General features: G+C 59.4%; 23 protein-coding genes. 9 read left to right on the top strand and 14 right to left on the bottom strand.

Annotated elements, in window-relative coordinates; all coding sequences use genetic code 11:
* Nucleotides 1-2 precede the first annotated feature (2 nt).
* The 4 genes from B8783_RS02980 to B8783_RS02965 form a co-directional block, all read right to left on the bottom strand.
* The gene (locus B8783_RS02980; RefSeq protein WP_084418279.1) at nucleotides 3-299 is read right to left on the bottom strand and encodes an HPr family phosphocarrier protein; all 297 of its coding nucleotides are present in this window, start codon (nucleotides 297-299) and stop codon (nucleotides 3-5) included.
* Nucleotides 296-700 carry a PTS sugar transporter subunit IIA gene (locus B8783_RS02975; RefSeq protein WP_084418278.1) on the bottom strand — a complete coding sequence of 135 codons (405 nt, stop codon included), beginning with the start codon at nucleotides 698-700 and terminating at the stop codon, nucleotides 296-298. The genes B8783_RS02980 and B8783_RS02975 overlap by 4 nt, the downstream gene beginning before the upstream one ends.
* Nucleotides 701-780: 80 nt before the next feature.
* Nucleotides 781-2,391, bottom strand: coding sequence for a stimulus-sensing domain-containing protein (locus B8783_RS02970; protein ID WP_084418277.1), 1,611 nt, complete (start codon nucleotides 2,389-2,391; stop codon nucleotides 781-783).
* Nucleotides 2,392-2,417: 26 nt separating this feature from the next.
* The gene (locus B8783_RS02965; RefSeq protein WP_084418276.1) at nucleotides 2,418-2,882 is read right to left on the bottom strand and encodes a peptidylprolyl isomerase; all 465 of its coding nucleotides are present in this window, start codon (nucleotides 2,880-2,882) and stop codon (nucleotides 2,418-2,420) included.
* 134 nt (nucleotides 2,883-3,016) lie between these two features.
* Between B8783_RS02965 and B8783_RS02960 the strand changes: the two genes are divergently transcribed.
* Complete coding sequence (locus tag B8783_RS02960; RefSeq protein WP_084418275.1) at nucleotides 3,017-3,538, top strand: DUF1993 domain-containing protein; 522 nt, start codon at nucleotides 3,017-3,019, stop codon at nucleotides 3,536-3,538.
* Here the strand turns inward: B8783_RS02960 and B8783_RS02955 are convergent.
* The 5 genes from B8783_RS02955 to B8783_RS02935 all read right to left on the bottom strand — a co-directional run bounded on the left by B8783_RS02955 (nucleotide 3,535) and on the right by B8783_RS02935 (nucleotide 8,447).
* Nucleotides 3,535-3,933: a DUF779 domain-containing protein gene (locus B8783_RS02955; protein ID WP_084418274.1), complete on the bottom strand. Its 399-nt coding sequence runs from the start codon at nucleotides 3,931-3,933 to the stop codon at nucleotides 3,535-3,537. The genes B8783_RS02960 and B8783_RS02955 overlap by 4 nt on opposite strands.
* A complete protein-coding gene (gene adhP, locus B8783_RS02950; RefSeq protein WP_084418273.1) occupies nucleotides 3,905-4,933 on the bottom strand; it encodes an alcohol dehydrogenase AdhP in 1,029 nt (342 codons plus the stop codon). Before adhP ends, B8783_RS02955 begins: the two co-directional genes overlap by 29 nt.
* A 107-nt stretch (nucleotides 4,934-5,040) precedes the next feature.
* The gene (adh, locus tag B8783_RS02945; protein WP_407646315.1) at nucleotides 5,041-6,531 is read right to left on the bottom strand and encodes an aldehyde dehydrogenase; all 1,491 of its coding nucleotides are present in this window, start codon (nucleotides 6,529-6,531) and stop codon (nucleotides 5,041-5,043) included.
* Nucleotides 6,532-6,696: 165 nt separating this feature from the next.
* Nucleotides 6,697-7,680, bottom strand: coding sequence for a GAF domain-containing protein (locus tag B8783_RS02940; protein ID WP_084418271.1), 984 nt, complete (start codon nucleotides 7,678-7,680; stop codon nucleotides 6,697-6,699).
* A 71-nt stretch (nucleotides 7,681-7,751) separates the two neighbouring features.
* Nucleotides 7,752-8,447, bottom strand: a complete 696-nt coding sequence (locus tag B8783_RS02935) for a response regulator transcription factor (RefSeq protein ID WP_084418270.1) — start codon at nucleotides 8,445-8,447, stop codon at nucleotides 7,752-7,754.
* Between the two features lie 254 nt (nucleotides 8,448-8,701).
* On the opposite strand from B8783_RS02935, the gene B8783_RS02930 reads away from it, so the two are divergent.
* From B8783_RS02930 to B8783_RS02910, 5 genes are all read left to right on the top strand, one after another.
* Nucleotides 8,702-9,751: an acyltransferase family protein gene (locus B8783_RS02930; RefSeq protein ID WP_084418269.1), complete on the top strand. Its 1,050-nt coding sequence runs from the start codon at nucleotides 8,702-8,704 to the stop codon at nucleotides 9,749-9,751.
* Between the two features lie 88 nt (nucleotides 9,752-9,839).
* Nucleotides 9,840-11,312: a caspase family protein gene (locus tag B8783_RS02925; RefSeq protein ID WP_084418268.1), complete on the top strand. Its 1,473-nt coding sequence runs from the start codon at nucleotides 9,840-9,842 to the stop codon at nucleotides 11,310-11,312.
* A 163-nt stretch (nucleotides 11,313-11,475) separates the two neighbouring features.
* Nucleotides 11,476-12,750 (top strand): MFS transporter, encoded by a 1,275-nt coding sequence (locus B8783_RS02920; RefSeq protein WP_084418267.1) that lies wholly within the window; start codon nucleotides 11,476-11,478, stop codon nucleotides 12,748-12,750.
* Between the two features lie 87 nt (nucleotides 12,751-12,837).
* Nucleotides 12,838-13,938 carry an MORN repeat-containing protein gene (locus B8783_RS02915; RefSeq protein WP_084418266.1) on the top strand — a complete coding sequence of 367 codons (1,101 nt, stop codon included), beginning with the start codon at nucleotides 12,838-12,840 and terminating at the stop codon, nucleotides 13,936-13,938.
* A gap of 103 nt (nucleotides 13,939-14,041) precedes the next feature.
* Nucleotides 14,042-14,509, top strand: a complete 468-nt coding sequence (locus B8783_RS02910; protein WP_084418265.1) for a GyrI-like domain-containing protein — start codon at nucleotides 14,042-14,044, stop codon at nucleotides 14,507-14,509.
* Nucleotides 14,510-14,759: 250 nt separating this feature from the next.
* Here B8783_RS02910 and B8783_RS02905 read toward each other — a convergent pair whose 3' ends face one another.
* From B8783_RS02905 to B8783_RS02890, 4 genes are read right to left on the bottom strand one after another with little or no spacing between them, the layout of a single operon-like run.
* Nucleotides 14,760-15,140: a DUF7668 domain-containing protein gene (locus B8783_RS02905; protein WP_084418264.1), complete on the bottom strand. Its 381-nt coding sequence runs from the start codon at nucleotides 15,138-15,140 to the stop codon at nucleotides 14,760-14,762.
* Nucleotides 15,141-15,326: a DUF3553 domain-containing protein gene (locus B8783_RS02900; protein WP_084418263.1), complete on the bottom strand. Its 186-nt coding sequence runs from the start codon at nucleotides 15,324-15,326 to the stop codon at nucleotides 15,141-15,143. It lies immediately after the preceding gene.
* The gene (locus B8783_RS02895) at nucleotides 15,301-15,732 is read right to left on the bottom strand and encodes a DUF4279 domain-containing protein (RefSeq protein WP_084418262.1); all 432 of its coding nucleotides are present in this window, start codon (nucleotides 15,730-15,732) and stop codon (nucleotides 15,301-15,303) included. The genes B8783_RS02900 and B8783_RS02895 overlap by 26 nt, the downstream gene beginning before the upstream one ends.
* On the bottom strand, nucleotides 15,733-18,075 hold the full coding sequence (locus B8783_RS02890) for a UvrD-helicase domain-containing protein (protein WP_084418261.1): 2,343 nt from the start codon (nucleotides 18,073-18,075) through the stop codon (nucleotides 15,733-15,735).
* Nucleotides 18,076-18,182: 107 nt separating this feature from the next.
* Here B8783_RS02890 and B8783_RS02885 point away from each other — a divergent pair, with 107 nt between their 5' ends.
* Both B8783_RS02885 and B8783_RS02880 read left to right on the top strand, forming a co-directional pair.
* Nucleotides 18,183-19,982: an AsmA family protein gene (locus tag B8783_RS02885; RefSeq protein ID WP_084418260.1), complete on the top strand. Its 1,800-nt coding sequence runs from the start codon at nucleotides 18,183-18,185 to the stop codon at nucleotides 19,980-19,982.
* 118 nt (nucleotides 19,983-20,100) lie between these two features.
* On the top strand, nucleotides 20,101-20,721 hold the full coding sequence (locus B8783_RS02880) for a hypothetical protein (RefSeq protein ID WP_084418259.1): 621 nt from the start codon (nucleotides 20,101-20,103) through the stop codon (nucleotides 20,719-20,721).
* Between the two features lie 36 nt (nucleotides 20,722-20,757).
* On the opposite strand, the gene B8783_RS02875 is transcribed toward B8783_RS02880, so the two are convergent.
* Nucleotides 20,758-21,291, bottom strand: a complete 534-nt coding sequence (locus B8783_RS02875) for a DUF3833 domain-containing protein (protein ID WP_084418258.1) — start codon at nucleotides 21,289-21,291, stop codon at nucleotides 20,758-20,760.
* A gap of 133 nt (nucleotides 21,292-21,424) precedes the next feature.
* On the opposite strand from B8783_RS02875, the gene B8783_RS02870 reads away from it, so the two are divergent.
* Complete coding sequence (locus B8783_RS02870) at nucleotides 21,425-21,976, top strand: DUF4287 domain-containing protein (RefSeq protein ID WP_233355650.1); 552 nt, start codon at nucleotides 21,425-21,427, stop codon at nucleotides 21,974-21,976.
* Nucleotides 21,977-21,994: the final 18 nt, after the last annotated feature.

Here is a 21,994-nt window from a genome sequence, read left to right as displayed (position 1 = left end):
GACTAGTCGTCCTCGTCGCGCTCGCCGAAGCCGTCAGCAATCATCGCGCTAACCGCGTCGACGGCGGCCGCCGCATTCGGCCCGCTGGCGCGCACGTCGACCTCGCTGCCTTGGTGAGCCGCCAGCATCAGCAGATCCATAATGGAATGCGCATGCGCCACATCACCATTACGGACGACAAAGACCTGCGCCGGAAGTGTGCTTGCCAGTCGCGCCAGTTTCGCAGAGGCCCGCGCGTGCAGACCTTTGCGATTGACGATCTGAACCCGCCGCTCAACCGTTGTTCCCTGGTCGCTCACGCCGTCCGATCCATGACTTCTGACGCGACCCGAATATAGTTCTGGCCTGCATCGCGGCCGACCCGGACAGCTTCGTCCAGCTTCACGGTCTCGCGCACTTCGATCAGCTTGATCAGCATCGGTAAATTTACCCCGGCGATGACGTCGATCTTTGCATCGGGCATGACTGAAATCGCGAGGTTCGAGGGAGTCCCGCCGAACATGTCGGTCACGATGATGACGCCTTTACCCGTGTTGCAAGCCGCGACCGTTTCTCTGATCTGCTCACGGCGCGCATCGATATCGTCTTCAGCTTCAATAGAGATCGAACGGAAATAGTCCTGTTCGCCGACGACATGCTCGGTCGCGCGAACAAGTTCTCGCGCCAGTTTTCCATGGCTGACCACAACGATCCCGATCATGCGCCCTCAACACGTTTCCCGCAAAACGGATGCTGACAGACGAGGCGTATACGTCAAGACGGTTTCGTGACGAAGATGGGTTATGTTGCGGGAAGTTCTACGATAAATCGCGCACCGCCCTCGGCGCGGTTCTCGGCCCAGACATGGCCCAGATGTGTATTGGCGATCTGGCGAACGATTGAAAGGCCGAGCCCTGAATTGCGTCCGAACGCAGATCCCTTGGGTCGGTCAGTATAGAAGCGCTCAAAGATCTTCTCGAATTTGTCATCCGGTATGCCGGGGCCTTCATCTTCAACAATGATGCGGGCCGTTGTCTGTGGGCCGATGCGGCCCTGTTCGACGCGGACAAATACCTTGCCAGCGGGCGGTGAGAAAGACAGGCCGTTATCGATCAGATTGCGGATGACCTGTCCGAGTGGGCCCTCTCGGCCACGCACGCGAAGGCCCGCGCCCATGGTGGCATCCTCATAGACGACACTCGCCTGATCGTCCTCGATGGCCAGATACTCATAAGTCGCGACAATATCGGCGACAAAGCGCGCAATGTTGAGCGTCTCCGTCGGTACCCGCGTGATCTCGGCTTCCAGCCGTGACGCATTCGAGATGTCGGTGATCAGCCGGTCCAGCCGCCCGACATCATGCGCGATGACCTTGTGCAGCTTTCGCATGGCCTCGGGATTGTCCTGCACGCGTTCGGCGGTCTCAACGGCGGAACGGATGGAGGTCAGTGGGTTCTTGATCTCATGGGCGACGTCGGCGGCAAACCGCTCATTGGAGGTGATCCGTTCGAACAAGGCCTCGGTCATCGCTTCCATTGAGCTGGCGAGCGCGCCAATTTCGTCGCGCCTTCGAGTGATGCGCGGCAGGTTCAATTCCTGGCTGCTGCCTGACCGCACCCTGTCCGCTTCCTCAGAGAGGCGCCTCAGTGGACGGGCAATCCCGATTGTCAGCAAGGCAGATGTTATGAGTGCGACGAGAACAGCCACGCCAATGAACGGGATAAGCGCGGCGCGCTCAGCCCGGATAATCTCGTCAATATCGTTCGATTCCAGCGTCAGGACGCCGACGACAGCCGAAACATGCTGCACGGGCAGGGAGACCGAAATAATGCGTTGGCCGCGATCATTGAACCGCTGGCTCGCGGCCTCACCGCCCGCCATTGCGACGGCGTATTCCTGCTCGAATGTCTGTGTTCGAACTGCATCACCACCGCGATTCGGCACCAGCGCCCCGAAGGTCGAAACGGCCCATTCCGAAAGACTGCGACTCCAGCGTGAGAGCTGGCTCGGCTCCTGCAGCGGCGGAAGCCCGGAAACGATGACGCGGTCAGACAGGAAATAGCTGTCACCGACCAGCTCACCATCCGGGTCATAGACCTTCCCGCGAACAGAAACCGGCAAGGAAAGGTCAGCGAGCGTCGCGCGGGCCAGTTCCTCATCCATGACAGGCTCTGGCTGGCCAAAGGTTGCGCCTTCGGCCAGCAGATTTGAGAAGACCTGCGCCTGTCCGACGAGGTCCTGTTTCTTGGCAACGACAAAGCTCGCCCGCATCTCGTTCAGCACCATGGCGCCGATAATGAGAATGGCGAGCCCCGCCAGATTGGACGCAAAGATCAGCCGTGCGATGCGCGAACTCAGCAAATGCTTGCTGGGTTTAGGGACACGTCTACCGGTGTGATCCTTGCGCGCCATGCCGTGTTGCCTTTGCTGCGCCGATATCAGGCGTCAGCAGCGACTTTCATCGAGACAATCGAGTCCGGGTCGCGCACAGGTTCGCCGCGCTTCAACTGGTCGACATTGTCCATGCCTTCCACAACCTGGCCCCAGACGGTGTACTGCTTGTTCAGGAAGCTGGCATCGTCGAAGCAGATGAAGAATTGCGAGTTGGCCGAGTTTGGATTGTTCGTCCGGGCCATTGAGCAGGTGCCGCGAACGTGCGGCTCATTGTTGAACTCCTGCTTCAGGTCCGGCTTGTCGGAGCCGCCTGTGCCGGTGCCATTCGGGCAGCCAACCTGCGCCATGAAACCGTCGATCACGCGGTGAAAGACGATGCCGTCATAAAAGCCTTCGCGGGCCAGTTCCTTGATGCGCGCAACATGGTTGGGCGCGAGGTCCGGGCGAAGTTCGATCTTCACCGGGCCCTTGGTGGTTTCCATCAGAATTGTGTTCTCGGCGTCAGCCATGTGTAGTCTCCATTGATAATCTGCCCCCCGGCATAAGGCCCTGAAGCGAGTGAGCAAACCCCCCATCGCATTCGCTTGCGTCACTTGGGGCGACAAACTAAGCCTCAGGCCAACCAATCGGAGGAAACCAGACAATGAGCCTTTCACTTTACGATGCCGTCATCCCATCCATGAAGCAGATGGTCGGGAGTATTCAGGGCGTGCTTGAAAAAGGCGCTCAGCACTATGAAGGCAAGGGCGAGTCGCCAGACAGCCTGCTGACCGACTGCATTCACGAGACAATGCTGCCGCTGACCTTTCAGCTCAATTCGGTGATCCATCATTCCTTTGGCGCCATCGAAGGCGTGCAGGCCGGCGAGTTCAATGCCGTCTCCGGGCTCGATACGCCAGACTATGCCGGTTTTCAGGCAAATCTGGCCAAAGCAGCGCAATCGCTGGCCGATCTTTCGGCTGACGACGTGAACGCACTTGCCGGCAAGGACGTGATGTTCAAATTTGGTGAGATGCGCATGCCGTTTACCGCTGAAGGCTTTCTCTTCTCATTCTCAAAGCCCAACCTCTATTTCCACGCGACAACCGCCTATGACATTCTTCGCATGAAGGGCGTGCCGCTTGGCAAGCGGGACTTCCTTGGCCAACTTCAGCTGAAGGGCTAGGCCGCCTGGTGTCCACCGAGGGCGGCAAGCTCGTCCTCGGTGAAAACGCGTGAGCGGGTCAGGAAGCGCTTTTCCCGGCCATTGTCGAGCGAGAACATCCCGCCGCGGCCCGCCACGACATCCAGGATGAGCTGGGTGTGTTTCCAGGCCTCGAACTGGCTGCCGGAAATGTAGACCGGCACACCCGCCACCTCACCCAGCTTCACGTCCCGCTCACCGATCCTGAAATCGTCGGCCGGATAGCACATCGGGCTGGACCCGTCGCAGCAGCCGCCCGACTGATGGAAAATGATGTCAGGATAGTCTGCCTGGATTTCCTCAATCAGATCATGTGCGGCCTGCGTCGCAAGGACACGGGCAGGCGTTTCAGGCGAAGTCGAGGACGATCCGGCCATCAATTTTTCCTTCCACCATCTTGCCGAAGACATCATTGATCTCTTCCAGGCGTGCTGTCGCTGTATGGGCCCGCACAGCGCCCGCTGCCGCAAAGTCGAGCGATTCCTGGAGGTCCAGCCGCGTGCCGACAATTGACCCGCGCACGGTGATCCCGTTCAGCACCATGTCAAAGATAGGCAGGGGGAAATCGCCAGGCGGCAGGCCATTCAGCGAAACTGTCCCGCCGCGGCGCACCATTCCAAGGGCTTGTTCAAACGCTTTCGGCGAGACGGCCGTCACGAGTGCGCCGTGCGCACCGCCAATTTCCTTGCGCAGGAATATCGCCGGGTCGGTCTCCATGGCATTTACTGTCACATCGGCGCCGAGCTGGCTGGCCAAAGCCAGTTTTGACGGGTCGATATCTACCGCCGCCACCCGGCGGCCCATCGCTTTGGCATATTGCACAGCCATATGGCCGAGGCCGCCAATACCGGAAATCACCACCCAGTCGCCGGGTTTGGTGTCCGTCATCTTCAGGCCCTTATAGACGGTCACGCCTGCACAGAGGACGGGGGCAATCTCCACAAAGGAAATATCCTTTGGCAGGTGGCCGACATAGTTCGGGTCGGCGATCACATATTCCGCAAATCCGCCATTGACCGAATAGCCGGTATTTTGCTGGCTCTCGCAGAGGGTTTCCCATCCGCCGAGGCAATGTTCACAATGGCCGCAGGCAGAATAGAGCCACGGCACGCCCACCCGGTCGCCTTCCTTCACATGGGTGACGCCTTTTCCTACGCCGGAGGCATAGCCGACACCCTCATGGCCCGGAATGAAAGGCGGCTCGGGTTTGACAGGCCAGTCACCATGCGCAGCGTGCAGATCGGTATGGCAGACCCCGCAAGCTTCGATCTTTACCTGGATTTCGCCGGGGCCTGGCTCCGGTGTCTTCACTTCTTCAAGGACAAGCGGCTTGCCGAATTCACGCACAACCGCAGCCTTCATTGTCGACTCTGTCATGGGGGTGTCTTTCTTTAAGGTACTGGAATAGGGGGAATTTCTCCGTCAGGCGCCTACGTGGCGGCTCTGGAGATCTGCCCCAGGGCCGCCACGCATCAGACTGTGTCCTAGAAGAAGCCGAGCTTCTGCGGCGCGTAACTCACCAGCATGTTCTTGGTCTGCTGGTAGTGATCCAGCATCATGCGGTGGTTTTCACGCCCGATACCGGACTGCTTGTATCCGCCAAAGGCCGCGTGGGCTGGATAGGCGTGGTAGCAATTGGTCCACACCCGGCCAGCCTTGATGGCGCGGCCAAAGCGGTAACAGGTGTCTGCTTCGCGGGACCAGACGCCGGCGCCAAGACCATAGAGCGTGTCATTGGCGATGGAGAGGGCTTCCTCATTGTCCTTGAACGTGGTCACGGACACGACCGGCCCGAAGATTTCTTCCTGGAAGACCCGCATCTTGTTGTGGCCCTTGAACACGGTTGGCTTCACATAGAAGCCGCCCTCAAGATCGCCCGGCAGGGTCAGGCCTTCGCCGCCGATCAGCACTTCGGCGCCTTCCTGACGGCCAATGTCGAAATAGGAGAGGATCTTGTCTTTCTGCTCGGATGAGGCCTGCGCGCCGACCATGGTGTCGATGTCGAGCGGGTTGCCCTGCTTGATCGCGGCAACACGCCTCAGGGCCCGTTCCATGAACTCGTCATAGATTGACTCATGGATGAGGGCGCGCGACGGGCAGGTGCATACCTCGCCCTGATTGAGGGCGAACATGACAAAGCCTTCGATCGCCTTGTCGAAATAGTCGTCATCCTCGCGGCAGACATCCGGGAAGAAGATGTTCGGCGACTTGCCGCCGAGCTCCAGCGTGACCGGGATGAGGTTTTCCGACGCATATTGCATGATGAGGCGTCCGGTTGTCGTCTCGCCGGTGAAGGCGATTTTTGCGATCCGGTTCGATGAGGCGAGCGGCTTGCCAGCTTCAAGGCCAAAACCTTGCACGACGTTGAGAACGCCGGGCGGCAGAAGATCGCCAATCAGCTCAAGCAGGACGCAGATCGAGGCCGGTGTCTGTTCGGCCGGCTTCATCACCACGCAATTGCCGGCTGCAAGGGCCGGGGCCAGTTTCCAGGTCGCCATCAGCAGCGGGAAGTTCCAGGGAATGATCTGGCCGACGACGCCAAGTGGCTCATGGAAGTGGTAGGCGACCGTATCATGGTCGATCTCGCTGATGCCGCCTTCCTGGCCGCGGATGGCGCCGGCGAAATAGCGGAAATGATCAATGGCGAGGGGCAGGTCGGCCGCCATGGTCTCGCGGATCGGCTTGCCATTGTCCCATGTCTCCGCGATGGCGAGGGTTTCGAGGTTCTCTTCCATCCGGTCTGCGATCCGGTGGAGGGCGAGCGCGCGTTCCGCAACCGATGTCCGGCCCCAGCTATCTGCAGCGGCATGAGCGGCATCGAGCGCTGCTTCAACATCGCTCGCGTCTGACCGGGCAATCTGGCAGATGACCCGTCCATTGACCGGTGAAACATTATCGAAGTAGCGGCCAGCCTTTGGCTCTGCCCATTTGCCGCCGATGAAATTGCCGTAGCGCTCTTTAAAAGGCGCTTTCATGATGCCGTGGCCGAGTGTCTGCGTGTCCATATCTGATCTCCCTTTTCTGGCTGCCTCCTCTATTGGGCAGCCGATGGGAGCAATATCCGGCGGCGCGCGGGCGGCGTCATCAGGCCGGCTTTATGGACGGGGCTCTATCTGTCTCAGCTCTGAGACAGGCGCCCCCTAATTGTTTGTGGACGTATCCATGCCGAGGCGATTTAGGCGCCGGTAAAGCGTTGCGCGGCCAACACCGAGCGAGCGGGCCGCCTCGGACATATTGCCATTGGCGCGCAGGATGGCGCGTTTCAGCTCGGCGCGTTCTGCGGCCGCGAGGTCGCTTTTCGCAGGCGTTCCAGCCAGCACGTCGGCGGCTGGGCGCGGCTCAAAGGCAGGTGTGTCGCCGAGGCCGAATTCAGCGCGTGCGGCGCGGGTCGCGCCGATCACGACATCGTCACTGTCTATGGCAAGCAGGACTGCGCCCGCGCGGCCATGCCGTTCACCCATGACGATCCGGGCGCCCTCGAAATGAGCGCGGAAATTGTCGCTCTCGATACGTCTTGCCGTATCGCAGACGCTCGCGGCGATCAGCTGCGAGAAGGTGCCGGTGAGATCAGCGCGGCAGGACGAGACGTCGAGCGCCGCGACAAGCTCTCCCTGATGGTCATAGATCGGCGCGTCGATACAGCTCATGCCCGTATTGCGGCTATGGAAATGCTGGTCCTGGTGAATGGTGACAGCGCGTTTCTCGGCAAGGCAGGTGCCGATGCCATTGGTGCCTTCGCGCGCTTCGGACCAGTCGGCGCCTTCCCATAATCCCCATGAGCGGAAGGCGGCCTCATCGCCGGCCATGCCGCGCCGTTCGAGAATGATGCCGTCCGCATTGGTCATCAGAACGCTGCAGCCTGCTTCACCAACAGACCCAAACAGGCGGTCGAGAGAGGGCGACGCCACGCGCAGCAATTGTTCAAGCGGAAGACGCGCCTCGGTAAGGGCCTGTTGCGTCAGGAGATCAGGGCCGCGGCGCTCTTCCGGCTCCAGCCCGTATCGCTTCAACGAGCGGCGCCAGGAGGCAACAAGCGAAGAGCTGGCCGCGCCATTTTTGGACTCGGCGGCTTCACGCACGCGGTCAGCATGCGATGCTGAATTTGAGCGGCTTGTATCGGCCATCTATTGTTTCCTCGACGCTGATCATAGCAGATCGCGAGAGAAAACGAATAATTCTTTCTCAGAAGCGCCGATCAGCTCTCATTGTAGCGATAGCCAACGCCGTACAGCGTCTCGATCGCGTCGAATTCATCATCGGTTTCGCGGAACTTCTTGCGAAGCCGCTTGATGTGGCTGTCGATCGTGCGGTCATCGACATAGATCTGGTCGTCATAGGCTGCGTCCATCAGCTGGTCGCGGCTTTTGACATAGCCGGGCCGCTGGGCGAGCGATTGCAGGATCAGAAATTCGGTGACCGTCAGGCGAACGGGCTCTCCATCCCAGGAGCAGGCATGCCGGTTTGGATCGAGCGTCAGACGCCCGCGAACAATCGGCTTCTGGTCACTCTCGTCGGCAGCCGCTTCGCCGCCGCGTGACCGGCGCAGGACCGCCTTGACGCGTTCGGACAGGAGACGGTTGGAGCAGGGCTTACGAACAAAGTCGTCCGCGCCGATATTGAAACCGATGACCTCATCGATCTCCTCGTCCTTGGACGTAAGAAAGATGACCGGAAGCTCAGATGTCTGGCGCAGGCGCCGTAGCAGCTCCATGCCGTCCATCTTTGGCATCTTCACGTCAAGGATGGCGAGATCTGGCGGAACTTCGGTCAGACCGGACAGCGCCGACAGGCCGTCATGATACGTCTTGACCGTATAGCCTTCAGCTTCAAAAAATATCTTGAGCGATGCGACAATGTTCTCGTCGTCATCTACCAGGGCCAATGTTGCCATGATCGCCTCCTTTAAACCCGCCTTGGACCGACCGGAAAATCTCTTGCGACGCGTTGAACCATGGTTCTCGCCGCATCGGAAGCCCCCGACCGCCGATTACTAAAACGTCATCGTGTGGCCGTCCTTCGGTGAGAGCTGGACCATTTCTGGGCAAGCGCTGTCCCGCTTTGCCACAATTGCCGGTCTATACATCCTGATAATTGAGCACGATTCTTGCTTCTCGCCTGTCAGGCTAGTTTTGCAAGGACAGGCAAATGACCAAGAATCGCATTGATTGGGTCGATTACGGCAAGGGTATCTGCATCATTCTCGTGGTGATGATGCACTCGACACTCAACTATGGAGAGATGGTGCATGGCACCGGCTGGATGCATGATGTGGTCGCCTTCGCGCGCCCGTTCCGCATGCCGGATTTCTTCCTGATTGCGGGGCTGTTCCTGTCAAAGTCCATCAACGGACCTCTGACAGACTATATTGACCGCAAGGTCATCCACTTTGCCTACTTCTACATCCTATGGCTCGTCCTGCAGACAGCGGCGTTTGAGGCAAACCTGTTGCTGAGTGATCCGGCCGCTGTTGGCATGATCTTCTTAAAACAGCTTATTTTTCCAGCCAGTAGCCTCTGGTTTATCCATCAGCTTCTGTTCTTCTATGTCGCGACGCGCCTCTTGCGCCGTGTGCCGGTCCTACTTGTTTTCGGCGTCGCCGCGGTCGCTCACAGTGCGCTCTATGCAGAGCTGTTTACGGCCCCATGGTCCGTCATTGAACGGTTTGCGAACTGGTATGTCTTCTTCTTCGCTGGCTATGCCTTCGCGCCGCTGATCTTCAGCTTCGCCGAGAAGATGCGCAACCATTGGCCTGTGGCGCTTGCCAGCCTTCTGACCTGGGGTGTCTGGAATGCGGCCCTCGTTCATATGGGCTATGCCGATCTTCCCGTCGTCAGCCTTGTTCTCGGCTTTGCGGGGGCCTTCGCGATCGTCACAGTCGCGGCCCTGCTGGCCCGTTTCGAATTGGGACACGTGCTTCGCTATGCAGGTAAGAATTCGATTGTCATCTATCTCACCTTCTTCATTCCGATGAAGGTGGCGCAGAAGGGGCTTGCCGCGACTGGCCTCATTCCGGACATCGGCACGGCTTCGCTGGTGATCCTGGTGTTTGCTGTCGCAACGCCTCTGATCTTCCATTGGATGATCAAGTCGACGCCGCTCAGCTTCCTCTATGTCCGTCCAGCCTTCCTTCGGATCGGGCATCATAAGGCAGCAAAGCCAGCGGCGCGTAGCCTGGCAGACCCGAAAACGGTCTAGCGCCCATCGCCTCCGGCGTGGCAGGGCTTGCAGGCTTTGCCACGCCGCCGCTATCTTCCCCTTGCCGGACCGGCGGATGGGGGACTGAATGATCAGACTGATCGCAATTGTCTTTGCTGTTATCGCGCTTGCCATGCCGGCGATTGCTGAGCCGCGTATCGCGCTTGTCATCGGCAATTCTGACTATGAAACAACGGGTTGGAAGCTACAGAACGGCGCGCGCGATGCCCGGCTGATGAAGGCTGCGCTTGAGGGACTCGGCTTTGAGGTTGAGGCGATCACGAATGCCGATGAAGATGAGATGGAAGAGGCGTTTGCGAGCTTTGGGGCCCGCCTGAAAGAGGCCGGTCCCAATGCGACGGGGTTCTTTTTCTTTGCCGGTCATGGGGTTCAGTCCGAAGGTCTCAATTACCTCATTCCGACAGAACTTGTTGCTTATACAGAGGCCGATGTCTGGGCGAATGCGCCGCGGCTTGAGCTGCTGTTCCGTTACCTCGAAAATGCGGGAAACGCGGCCAATTTCATTGTGCTCGATGCGTGCCGGAATAACCCGCTGCCATCGGCGGTTCGCACCACCGGTGGCGGTCTGGCCGCAACGGGACGGGTGCGGGGAACACTGATCGCCTACTCAACCGCGCCGGGCGCCGTTGCCGAGGAAGGCGCCGGGAGAAATAGCGAATTCACCCTGGCGCTTGCCGAACTTATCAGCCAGCCGGGACTGTCAGCGGAGACCCTTTTTCGCCGGGTTGCGACGCGGGTAGAGACGCGGACGGGATATCGTCAGCAGCCCTGGATCGAGAGCGGTCTGCGCGGAGATGCCGACTTCTGCTTTGCGGGCTGTGAGACCGATGAGGAAGGCCGCGATGAAGCTGCGGCGCTGGCCGCCTCGCTCGGCTCTGACAGCGCGGTGGTGCTGCAGAGTTTCCTCGCCGCTTTCCCCAAATCGCGCAGCCGAAGCCTCGTCGAGGCGAGGATTGATGAGCTTGATGGAAATTCATCCGTCTCAACGGGGCCGATCCTCGGTCGATCCCTTCCCAAAACAGAAGATGGGCCTGAAGAAGAGGCACCGCCCCAGCGCACCGAGGGCGAGGTCAAAGCCATTCTCGGCGTCAGCACGCTGATCAGTGATCTCGTCGCGCCATGGCGCAAGGATGTCATGCAAACCGCAGCGCGCGCAGCCGTTCTGGCGCGCACACCGGTGTCGGAAGACACGACACGGATCAATGATGACAGCCTGTTCGTGTTCTTTGAGGAAGGCTCCAGCGCGCTCGATGAAGAGGGCGCCACCAACCTTGGGCTTTACGCACGCTATACGGCGGGGTCGCTGCCGGAAGGAACGCATGTGAAGGTCGTTGCAGGCTGCTCAAAGGACGAGAAATCCGGCAGTCTTTGCCGCGAACGTGCCAATAATGTTGAGCAGTTTCTCGTCAGCCAGGGCGTGCCGCAATCTGCGTTTCTGGCGAGCCAGAGCTATGGGCGCTACCGCCAGCTGGAAGACACTGGTTTCGGCATCGACGAGGCACCTTTGAATCGATACGCGATGGTGCAAATTATCGATTAGCCCTCGCAAAACACGGTATCGTAGCGGTGTCGCAGAGCGGCCTTTTAGTGTCGTGGCAGTGTTTTTCTGGAGCATCTGACGGCGATTCCGCGTCCAAAGCGCCGCTCAGTTGACGCACGCGTCATATTTGCTTCACGCGTGAAGTGTTCTATCTCCATCGCGAATGAGTTCTTTGCCCCCCTCCGGACAACAAGATGGGTCTGACGACGTCGAGGTGATCGCCGCCCCGGCCGGAAAGCCTGCGCCGCCTGAGCGGAGATTATCGAAAACCGAGACGCTTTTGCTCACCCTGGCGTGCGCAGTTGTCACCGCGAATGCCTATTATATTCACCCGATCATTTCCGAGGTGGCCAATACGTTCGATGTTGGCCACGGCCTGATTGGTATCGTGCCGGGGGCCAATCAGATTGCGCTGGCGCTGGGTGTGCTGCTTCTCCTGCCACTCGGTGATCGGATTTCGAACCGCAAGCTGGTGACAGTGACGGTGGCCGGTCAGTTCATCTCGATCGCCTGCATGGCGTTTGCGCAGGATTTCAGGCTGTTCACCCTGGCTTCGACGGTGCTCGGCTTTTTCACCATCGCGCCTTATCTTCTGCCGACCTATGCGTCCAAGCGCGTTGACCCGGCGAGGCTGGGCGCGGTCACCGCAATGCTGACGACCGGTGTGGTCGGCGGCATTCTGGTGGCGCGCGCCGGGGCGGGCATCATCGCCGAGACACTGGGCTGGCGGAATGTGTACTACATCGCTTCAGGCCTGATGTTGCTGGTGTCGATCCTGTTGCCGTTCATCATGGATGAGCGCGAGGCTGGCGCCGATGATCAACCCAGGCAAAGCTATTTTAGCCTGCTCTTTTCCATGCTTGGTCTGGTGCGCAAGAATCCGGAAATCCTTCTGTCAGGCACCATACAGGGACTTGGCTTCGGGGTGTTCCTGTCGGTCTGGATGGGCATCGGCCTGCATCTGCCGGATATGGGCTACGGCGTCGATGTGGTGGGCTATCTGGCCGGGCTTACCATTCTCAATCTGTTTACAACGCCCTTCCTTGGTCGCTGGGCTGACAATATCGGGCCGTACAAGGCCCGCCTTGCTTTTGCAGCGATCAATTTCTCCGGCGTCTGCCTGTTATGGCCGATGGGCAATTCGCTCTGGTTGCTGATCATCCCGATCATGTTGATGACGCTGGTGGGCCCGGCCGTCGACATCTGCAGCCGCATGACCTTCCTGTCTCTGGCGCCAAATATCCGCACCCGTTTGATGACGGTCTATATTGTGATGATGTTCATTGGCGGCGGCATTTCCAGCTCTGCGGGCACGGCGGTTTATGATGCCTTTGGCTGGGCGGGCAACGCGGTTCTGGCCATGATCATGTCCGGCACGCTCGTCGCCCTGTCAGTGATTGCCTGGTTCTGGCGGGGGCGGGAACAGTCCCCCCGCTGAGACACCCCCTTCAAGTTCATTTGATTGCCACCTCGCGGTGCGCTAGATTTGACGCGGGACGCATCAACATTTTCACAAGGGGACATTATGAAAACCGAGACCGCTTTGCGCGCCAAGCTGGCCGGCGCCTTTTTGGCGTTGATATCGATGACGGGCTTGATGGCCGGGCCGGCCATGGCGGACGATACGACCGAAGATCAGTCCGGCGACTCCGTTACAAAAACCTGCAACAGTGGCGATTGCACCTCAGGTGATGGTGTGGCGCGATATCAGCGCGATGGTGACTGGCTGTTCGACTATCGGGGCAGATTCGTCGACGGCATCCCGCATGGCGAGGGCAACATCACATTTGCGACCGGCATCACCTTCGTGGGAAACCTGGACAAAGGTGACTTGACCCACGGCACGCTGACCTACCCCGACGGCGACGTTTATGTCGGAGCGCTCAAGAAAGAAAAGTACTCCGGCCAAGGCACCTATACTTTTGGCGAGGGCGACTATGCAGGCGACGTTCTGACGGGAACATTCGTGGAAGGATTTCCGCTTCAGGGCACCTATCGCGCGTCAGATGGCCGTGTTTATCAAGGATGGTTCGAGGCCTGGCGGTTTGACGGTCAAGGTGAGTTGAACTTCACCAATGGCAACAAATATGTCGGCACGTTCAAGCAAGACCAGATGTCTGGCAAGGGCGTCTACACCTGGGGGCCCGGCGAATTTGAAGGCGATACGCTGACGGCCACATTTGCCGATGATGCCCCCGTTGAGGGCACGTATCGTTGGGCAAACGGGCAGACTTATACCGGTGAATGGGATGGTTGGTCGCGCAGCGGACAGGGTGAAATGCGCTATTCCAATGGCAATCTCTATACAGGCGGATGGGCTGAGGGCGTCCGGTCCGGAACAGGGACCTATAAATGGCCTGATGGCCGGGTTTTTACGGGCCAATGGGTTGATGGCCAGCGTGTCAGCGGCACTGAAACCGACGCTGATGGCATGGTCTATGTCGGCGATTTTGAGGACGACAATCGACAGGGGCAGGGGACGCTGACCTATCCAGATGGACAGGTTTTTACCGGCACATGGGTCAACGATTTGCCAACGGTCGGCACGTATCAGGCCCCTGGGACGGAGCCGCGCCCGGTTCGTTATGAAAATCGCGAATTTGTTTTCACCGATGGCGCGCCATAAGACGGTCTCGTAGAGGGCAGTAAAACTAGCCTGATGAACGTTCTGGCTGGCTGGTGGATGGCAAGTCTTTAGGGTAGTCTCTCGGCGACACCTGGAGAGTCGTATGGCTATTGAACGACGCACATTGCCCGCGCTGCATTACCTTTATACCGACCATGCCGAACAGCTCGACGCGGCCGCCGTGGCCGAAGCGATGGGCCGTGGATTTGCCGAAGTCGGCGCTTTTCTGCAGGCGCACGACATTGCGCCGCTTAGCATGCCGGTTGCCGTCTATGTCGAGATGCCTGGCAATGAACGTCTGGCGTTCCGCACCGGTATTTTCGTCAGCGAGAAGGATGCGCTCAAGGCGTCTGGCAATGTGAAGCAGGGATTCATCCCCGAAGGCGACGCGGCGATGGATACCCATGTCGGCTCTTATCAGACCCTGCATGTGAGCCACAAACAGCTCTGGGATGACATGCTCGACTGGGGCATCACCAAGGGCCTGCCAATGTGGGAGCTCTATGTCGACGATCCTGGCGTGGTGCCGGAGGCAGAGCTGCGCACGGAGATTTACCGGCGGGTGGGGTGAGATCTTGGCGCGCGCGCCCGTGTGGTTCGACTTCGCTCACCATGCGGGCTGTGGGGCGTTGGTTTGTAAGCGCGTTGGTGGCCGGCTGAGCTCCCTTCTCCCGGGTGCGGGAGAAGAGAAAGCGTTTTGCCTGTGGCCGGGGGATGGGCCTCGCCCTTCGACAGGCTCAGGGTGAGGCCTATGGGGGCCTTCCAACATGCACCCTCATCCTGAGCTTGTCGAAGGATGAAGCGGCTAAAACCGTCCGGGCCTAAGGCACATAAATCAGTCCCGGCTCAATCGCGTAGCCGCTCTCAGTTTCCTTGACTTCCGCATGAAGAACCAGATCGGTGACAGTGCCGTCCGCGGCGGTGAGATCGATTAGCAACTTCCAGCAATCGCCTATCCAGTAAGAAACGGACGTGCTCCACGCACTTTCAGCCAGTTCACCGAGCGGATCAGGATACGCTTTGATGTTGCCTCGGCTGATTTTGAGGATGTCCTCGTCAATGGAACCCATCGCTACAAGCGGGTCTGCGCCGGGTGACAATCCCAGTACCATGAAATCAGCGAGCTGTTTCAATGCTGGCCGCCACAGATCAGGAACTTGCAGCTGCTCATCGAGCCTCTTCTCCACAGGTATGAATGCCACCTATACCCCCGTCACAAACGTAGAGATCACCTTCTTCAGCCCGGCCTTCTCAAAGTTCACCTGCAGCTTTGTGCCGTCAGCGGCCAGCACCTGTCCGTAGCCGAATTTGTCATGGTGGACGCGTTGGCCGACGCGGAAGCCGGACTCGATGAGTCTGTCATCAATCTTCGCTTTCCGGACCAGCATAGACTGATATTACAATCAGAATTCCAGCTTTTCCGAGCAGCGCCGCAGTAGCCGGCGAAAGTGCGAAGCAAGGTCGCTCATCGGTGAAAGCTGTGATGATGATCTCTTTGTCCCACGTTGCGGGCAGCTGAGCGACCAAATCCACGTTGAGCGCTCCTTTTTCAAAGAGCGCCAGTATCGCATCTTCAACTGAACGGTGTTTGAGGGCAGCGCTTTCAGGTGTGCTGAAGTGCCAGAAGCGGTGCGCCGGGTTGATCGATTTCTTCCGTTGTTCAAGCGTGTTTGACGACTTCCGGGGCTGTATTCCTAGAAGCCTGGTAACATTGTTCGGATCAAGATCCTGAGCCGTTACAGAAAAGAAGGAAGACGTCTCATAGTCATTTGAATCGTTCTTGTTGACTGCCACCTATACCCCCGTCACAAACGTGGAGATCACCTTCTTCAACCCGGCTTTCTCGAAGTTCACCTGTAGCTTTGTCCCGTCCGCCGCGAGCACTTGGCCGTAGCCGAATTTGTCGTGGTGGACGCGTTGGCCGATGCGGAAGCCGGATTTGCCGGCGCTTGTGGCGATGAGTTCGGCCTTGCCGTCGATGATGGGGCCGGTCTTTGAGCCTTTATTGGCGTTCTCTTTCAGGCGGCGCCAGCCGGGGGAGTTGTAGGAGCTGCGCTCACCCAGATCCTCGATCGTGCCCTGAAAGCCGGTATCGCCGCCCGGCATGGTGGAATAGCCGGTCTCGCTGACGGCTTCGACATGCTCATGCGGTAGCTCGTCTACAAAGCGGGACGGCAGGACCGATTGCCAACGCCCGAAAATCATGCGGTTGGCGACGAAGCTGATCGAGCATTTTTCGCGCGCGCGGGTGATGCCGACATAGGCGAGGCGGCGTTCTTCCTCGAGGCCCTTCATGCCGCTTTCATCGAGCGAGCGGCGGGACGGGAAGACCTCTTCCTCCCAGCCCGGCAGGAAGACCATCGGCCATTCAAGTCCCTTGGCGGCGTGCAGGGTGAGGATCTGGACTTCATTGCCGGACGATTGCCCACCGACATCCATGACCAGCTGCACATGTTCGAGAAAGCCTGCGAGGCTGTCGAACTGGCCGATGGCGTGGATCAGCTCTTTCAAATTGTCGAGGCGGGTCTGCGCCTGCGGGGACCTGTCCTTCTGGAGCATGTCGGTATAGCCGCTCTCGTCGAGGATGACCTGCGCGAGTTCGTGGTGAGGCATGCCATTATTGAGGCGGTCGCGCCAGAGATTGATCTGGTCGATGAAAGTGACGAGGCCGCGCTTGGCGGGGCCTTTGATCTCATCGGTCTGCAGCACCATGGGCGTCAGCGTGAAGAGCGAGCGGCCATCCGCGCGTGCGAAGGTCTGCAGTTTCTGGATCGTGGTTGCGCCAATGCCGCGCTTGGGCTGATTGACGACGCGCTCAAAGGCGAGGTCATCATCGGGGCTGCGGACGAGGCGGAGATAGGCGAGGGCATCGCGGATCTCGGCGCGCTCAAAGAAGCGCGGGCCGCCGATGACGCGGTAGGGGATGCCCAGCATGATGAGGCGCTCTTCGAAGAGGCGCATCTGCCAGGAAGCGCGCACCAGGATGGCGCAGTCTTCATACTGGCCGCCCTTGTTCACATAGTTTTCGATATCGTCGCAGATGAGCCGCGACTCTGCCTCCCCATCCCAGAGGCCGCGGACCTTGACCTTGTCGGCGTCCGGGTCTGCGGAGGTTTCCTCGCCGACATAGAGCGTCTTGCCGAGCCGGCCCTTATTGTAGCCGATGACGGAGGAGGCGGCCGCAAGGATATGCTTGGTCGAGCGGTAATTGCGCTCAAGCCGGATGACTTTGGCGCCCGGAAAATCCTTCTCGAAGCGCAGGATGTTGTCGACCTCGGCGCCGCGCCAGCCATAGATCGACTGGTCGTCATCGCCGACGCAGCAGATGTTACTGGAGCCGCGCGCGAGCAGGCGCAGCCAGAGATACTGGGCGACGTTGGTATCCTGATACTCGTCAACCAGGATGTATTTGAACCGCTTATGATAGTCTGCGAGCAGGTCCGGATTGTCCTGGAAGATGGTGATGTTGTGGATCAGCAAGTCGCCAAAGTCGCAGGCATTGAGGACTTTCAGGCGTGACTGGTAGATGTCGTAGAGCTTGATGGCCTTGCCGTCGGCGAAGTTCCAGGCCTCATCCTTGGGGACTTTGGCTGGGACGAGGGCGCGGTTTTTCCAGCCGTCGATGGTGGCGGCGAGGTGGCGCGGCGTCCAGCGCTTGGTGTCGATGCCTTCGGCTTCGATGATCTGCTTGCAGAGGCGGATGACGTCATCTGTGTCGAGGATGGTGAAGCTGGATTTGAGGCCCGCCAGTTCGGCGTGACGGCGAAGGATCTGCGCGCTGATCGAGTGGAACGTACCGAGCCATCGAAGGCCCTCACCGGCATCGCCAATGAGATGCATGGCGCGTTCGCGCATTTCGCGGGCGGCCTTGTTGGTGAAGGTGACGGTCAGCGTCTGGCTCGGCCAGGCGAGCTTGTTGGCGATGATATGGGCGAGACGGGTCGTCAGAACGCGCGTCTTGCCTGTGCCCGCACCGGCCAGCACGAGCAGTGGGCCTTCAGTCGTCTCGACCGCTTCGCGCTGCTCGGGGTTGAGGCCATCGAGATAGCTCGCGCCAGTGTCAGGGCGCGGCGCGCGGGCGGAGGCCATCTCGGAGATGGAAGGCTGTCGATTCGGGCTGGAACTCATAGAGAACATATAGCAGGAACCGCCGCCAATGGCAGGGGCAAGCTGCGGCAGGTCTTTAATGGGCGGCGACAGTCAATTGGCGAGAACCGACGCGCTGCCGATGCGTTATCCCTTGTATGCAGGCCACCGTCATCAGGACATTCAAGATCATTTTGATGGTCATCGCGGCGCTGCTGGTGATCGCGGTCCTCTTTCTTCTGGCCATGACCCAGCCGCGCTTTGGCACGCCGATGGCGAACTGGGCGCTCGGCCAATGGGGGCCTGAAGGCTCCAGCGTCGGGCAGGCGCATGCGAAGTTTCCGGCCATTACCACGGTCGTTGCCGATGAGGTCAGCCTGCCAGACCGTCTGCAAGTGGCGGAGCTGGAGATGCGGACAAACCCGCTCGGCTTCCTGCCATTTATCAGCTGGGTTTCACGGCTGAAGGCCAATGACGGATATGTGCGCTTTGCGAGCGACAGCGAAGACAACGGCAAGGACGATAAGAGCCTTAATGACTACAGCCGCATTGTCGACGAGATCAATGTGGCCGACATCGAGGTGCGGATCGAGGACGCCGATGGGCGGCGGACCATCTATGTACGCGACGGCGCCGGGTCGCTGAGGTCAGGCACGCTGAGCGTCTATGCGACTGGCGCGAACTCAACGCTGGAATTTGAAGGTGGGACAAAGCAGGCGGCGAGCCATATTGATGGGCGTCTGAAAATGACCGGCGAAAATTTCGCCGATCTCGCAAGCCTCGCCGGGCTGGCCGCGCCGGATACACCGCCCTTCGATATCGTGATGATGGTGGATGTCGGCGAAAAATCCTGGGCGTTCGAGATTTTGCCCGAGACCAGAATTGGCGATAGCGATCTGTCCGGCAAGGTCGATGTGGACCCGGCGCGCGATACGCCCTTTATTCGCGCTGATCTGACGTCTCAGACGCTCGACGCAGACGATCTTGGTATCGTCTTCGGTATTCCGATCGGCGTGGGCGAAGCAGAAACCAGCGGACCCGTGCAGCAGAAGGCGCGCGCTGCCTATGAGCGCAGCGACCGGCTAATCCCCAATGGCGTGATCGATTTCTCGCGGCTCGACGCTGTGGATGGCACGATCAAATATACCGCCGAGAGCGTCACGGACTCCGTGTTCGATGTGCGCGGGCTCAAAATGGATTTCGATATTGATGGCCGGGTTGTCCGCGCTCCACTGCTTCAGATGTCATTTGTTGAAGGCGTCTTGACCGCCTATGCCACGCTGGACGGGTCACAATCGCCAGCCTTCACGACGGCGCAAGGCACGCTGGACGGCGTTCCGTTCGACAACCTTTCGCTGTCGCCCTATCTGCGCGGAACCGCCGATGGGAAGTTCAATATCAGTGCGCCGGGCAACGGGTTTCAGCAAGCGGCCGCCGGGCTTGAGGGAAATGTCGCTCTCTGGTCCAGGGACGCTGACATTCTGGCGCTTGCGGCAGAAGGGGCCGCGCTCGATATCGGTGAGGCGATAACGCTGCTTGGTGAAAGCGCGGACAACCGCACCTATGCAAATGCGCGCTGCGCTGCCGTTGCGATTGATTTCACAGGTGGCATTGGAACGCTGGACCCTGCCGTCGTTGATACAGATGACAGTGTGGTGGTCCTGCGCGGCGATATAAATCTTGGCGACGAGACCCTGAAGCTTAGCCTGCGATCAGACGCAAAAGATGCTTCGCTTGGCACCTTGATTGGGGATGTTTCGATTGGTGGCACTTTGCGTAACCCCCAAATTCAGCCGATCAGCGCGTCCACTCTGGCACAATTTGGGATTGCCGCAGTGCTTGGATCCTTGAGTGGCGGCCTCGCGGCTTTGCCCTTCATCGAGCCCGGTATGGCAAGCGATGCGCCGTGCGGGGCCTTGCTGGCTGAGGCTGAGGCGAGCGCACAGGCTCCGCAATAATCGTCATCAAAATTTCATGCTCGAATTGCGTTGAATTTCAGAGGTTTCGTTAATCCGGCATGCTTCTTGCGGCTCATGACAGGTATTTGTTCTGACGTGGGAAGTGGACGCAAGATCAATGACTATCGACCAAGCCATATTTGAATACGGATATCGCTCGAGGATCGGCGCAATGGGCGGCGCCTTGCTGATGTGGCTGCTCTTCGCAGTAGCAGTGGCAGGCGCAGCAACGCTGCTTTATTTCGGCTATAGGACGGAAAGTGCGGTCTGCGCCGTGCTGGCGCTCCTCTTTCTTCCTTACACGATTGCTACGCATCGCCGCGCGCGTATGCGCCAGGAGTGGCGCGTGTGTCTCAGACGTGGACATGCGACCCTGGTTTTGCCGGCCAATCGGGCCCGCCATTATCCAACAGACTGGTTTGAAGGCGAGATCAGCTATCGCGATATTCGCGCAATCGTCCGCCGCGAAGAGGTCTATTCCAATGTGGGCATCATGGGGACGACGATGCCTTACTGGCTGGTCCTGCATGACGGACAGCGCATTCTGCTCGGGGAAGACCGCGCGCCATCCGAACAGGGCACCGCGGATTTCGGGACCGTCGGACGGGCCGCAAATGCCATCAGCGCGGCCTCCGGGCTGGGGCTGACCCGGCTTGAGCAGGCTGAAGGCCGGCAGGGCATTCCTGTTATCTGGCCAACGCGTCCGCCATCCTGGCCGCAGGATAGCCTGCGGTCCTGATAAGGGGCCGATGTAAAAAGCGCAGGCGCGCGCAGACTATTTCTGGAAAGCGATTGTGACTTGGCCAATGCGGATGCCATAGCGGGTCACATAGGCGCGGTTGATCATCACATCGTCCTGCAGCAGGTACATCCAGTCATCGAAACCGACATTCCAGGTGTCGTCGCCGACTTTCAGGTCGACCTTGTATTTCCAGTTGAAGGCGTTTCCGACAGCGCGGCCTTCGGCCATGTCCGGCACGTCATTGGCGGTGCCGCGATAGCGCCCGTCGCCGAGGATTTCGATGGTCCAGGTGCGGGTGTCCTGCTCGCCGTCATAATAGTCGAACTCTTCCACCAGGGTGAGCGTGTTGCCATCAACTGTGCCGGTAATGTCGACATCAAACTGTCGCCGGACCTTGCCAAAGCGATCCTCGAAAATGCCGTAGGCTTTGGTCTCTCCCTCAAAATAGTTTTCGAGACGTAGTGTCTGCTCAGCTTGTGAGAAATCATCCAGCGAGGCGGACACGCAGCCCGTCGTCGAGACAGCAAGCGTGATGGCGGCGGGGGCGAACAGCATGGACAATTTCATCGGGGCAACTCCTGAGGCGTGTCTGGAGTCTACGCGCCGGTTCGACTTTTGGATCAGCTTGACAGGTGCGAGCCCGCGACGGCTTGATGAGAGGCCTTAACGTTGGGGCACAGGAGAAGGAGGGGGGGCAGGTATGGCGAAGACGCAGGAAGAGATTCTGGCCGCGCACATTGCCGGCATGGAGGCCAAGACCGGCAAGCCGCTGGCGCATTGGGTGAAGCTGGTCCAGTCCAGCGGACTGGAAAAACATGGCGAGCAGGTGAAGATGCTGAAGGAGCAGCACGGCTTCGGTCATGGCCACGCCAATATGGTCTGCCAGGCAGCGAAGGGCCGGTTTGAGGCCGATGAAGGCGACATGCTGTCGGGCCAGTATGAGGGGAAGGAAAGCCTCCGGCCGATCTACGACGCCCTCGAAGCCTTTGCGAAGACACTTGGCGATGATGTCGAGATCGCGCCGAAGAAGACGGCGGTGGCGTTCCGACGGTCAAAGAATTTCGCTGTGGTTACGCCGGCGACCAAGACCCGCGTTGATCTTGGCCTCAATCTCAAGGGCGAGACTGGCACGCTGCGTCTCGCCGAGGAAAAGCCGGGCAGCATGTGCACGCACAAGATCAAGCTGCAGGCGGCCGAAGAGGTCGATGACGAAGTGAAGGCCTGGCTGAAAGCCGCGTATGAGCGGGCTTGATTGTTGATGCGGTGATGT

It is taken from the genome of Henriciella litoralis (assembly GCF_002088935.1).
Taxonomy (GTDB): domain Bacteria; phylum Pseudomonadota; class Alphaproteobacteria; order Caulobacterales; family Hyphomonadaceae; genus Henriciella; species Henriciella litoralis.
Note: the sequence above shows the minus strand (reverse complement) of the source record. Positions and strands in the feature narration are given on the sequence as shown.

Excerpts from the sequence above, each read along its gene's own strand:
- B8783_RS02890 (WP_084418261.1), bottom strand. The coding sequence starts at position 18,075 with ATGTTCTCTATGAGTTCCAGCCCGAATCGACAGCCTTCCATCTCCGAG.
- B8783_RS02955 (WP_084418274.1), bottom strand. The coding sequence starts at position 3,933 with ATGGCCGGATCGTCCTCGACTTCGCCTGAAACGCCTGCCCGTGTCCTT.
- B8783_RS02875 (WP_084418258.1), bottom strand. The coding sequence starts at position 21,291 with ATGAAATTGTCCATGCTGTTCGCCCCCGCCGCCATCACGCTTGCTGTC.
- B8783_RS02880 (WP_084418259.1), top strand. The coding sequence starts at position 20,101 with ATGACTATCGACCAAGCCATATTTGAATACGGATATCGCTCGAGGATC.
- B8783_RS02915 (WP_084418266.1), top strand. The coding sequence starts at position 12,838 with ATGAAAACCGAGACCGCTTTGCGCGCCAAGCTGGCCGGCGCCTTTTTG.
- B8783_RS02920 (WP_084418267.1), top strand. The coding sequence starts at position 11,476 with ATGAGTTCTTTGCCCCCCTCCGGACAACAAGATGGGTCTGACGACGTC.
- B8783_RS02965 (WP_084418276.1), bottom strand. The coding sequence starts at position 2,882 with ATGGCTGACGCCGAGAACACAATTCTGATGGAAACCACCAAGGGCCCG.
- B8783_RS02885 (WP_084418260.1), top strand. The coding sequence starts at position 18,183 with ATGCAGGCCACCGTCATCAGGACATTCAAGATCATTTTGATGGTCATC.
- B8783_RS02870 (WP_233355650.1), top strand. The coding sequence starts at position 21,425 with ATGGCGAAGACGCAGGAAGAGATTCTGGCCGCGCACATTGCCGGCATG.
- B8783_RS02930 (WP_084418269.1), top strand. The coding sequence starts at position 8,702 with ATGACCAAGAATCGCATTGATTGGGTCGATTACGGCAAGGGTATCTGC.
- B8783_RS02940 (WP_084418271.1), bottom strand. The coding sequence starts at position 7,680 with ATGGCCGATACAAGCCGCTCAAATTCAGCATCGCATGCTGACCGCGTG.
- B8783_RS02960 (WP_084418275.1), top strand. The coding sequence starts at position 3,017 with ATGAGCCTTTCACTTTACGATGCCGTCATCCCATCCATGAAGCAGATG.
- B8783_RS02975 (WP_084418278.1), bottom strand. The coding sequence starts at position 700 with ATGATCGGGATCGTTGTGGTCAGCCATGGAAAACTGGCGCGAGAACTT.
- B8783_RS02970 (WP_084418277.1), bottom strand. The coding sequence starts at position 2,391 with ATGGCGCGCAAGGATCACACCGGTAGACGTGTCCCTAAACCCAGCAAG.
- B8783_RS02900 (WP_084418263.1), bottom strand. The coding sequence starts at position 15,326 with ATGCTGGTCCGGAAAGCGAAGATTGATGACAGACTCATCGAGTCCGGC.
- B8783_RS02935 (WP_084418270.1), bottom strand. The coding sequence starts at position 8,447 with ATGGCAACATTGGCCCTGGTAGATGACGACGAGAACATTGTCGCATCG.
- B8783_RS02925 (WP_084418268.1), top strand. The coding sequence starts at position 9,840 with ATGATCAGACTGATCGCAATTGTCTTTGCTGTTATCGCGCTTGCCATG.
- B8783_RS02910 (WP_084418265.1), top strand. The coding sequence starts at position 14,042 with ATGGCTATTGAACGACGCACATTGCCCGCGCTGCATTACCTTTATACC.
- adhP (WP_084418273.1), bottom strand. The coding sequence starts at position 4,933 with ATGACAGAGTCGACAATGAAGGCTGCGGTTGTGCGTGAATTCGGCAAG.
- adh (WP_407646315.1), bottom strand. The coding sequence starts at position 6,531 with ATGAAAGCGCCTTTTAAAGAGCGCTACGGCAATTTCATCGGCGGCAAA.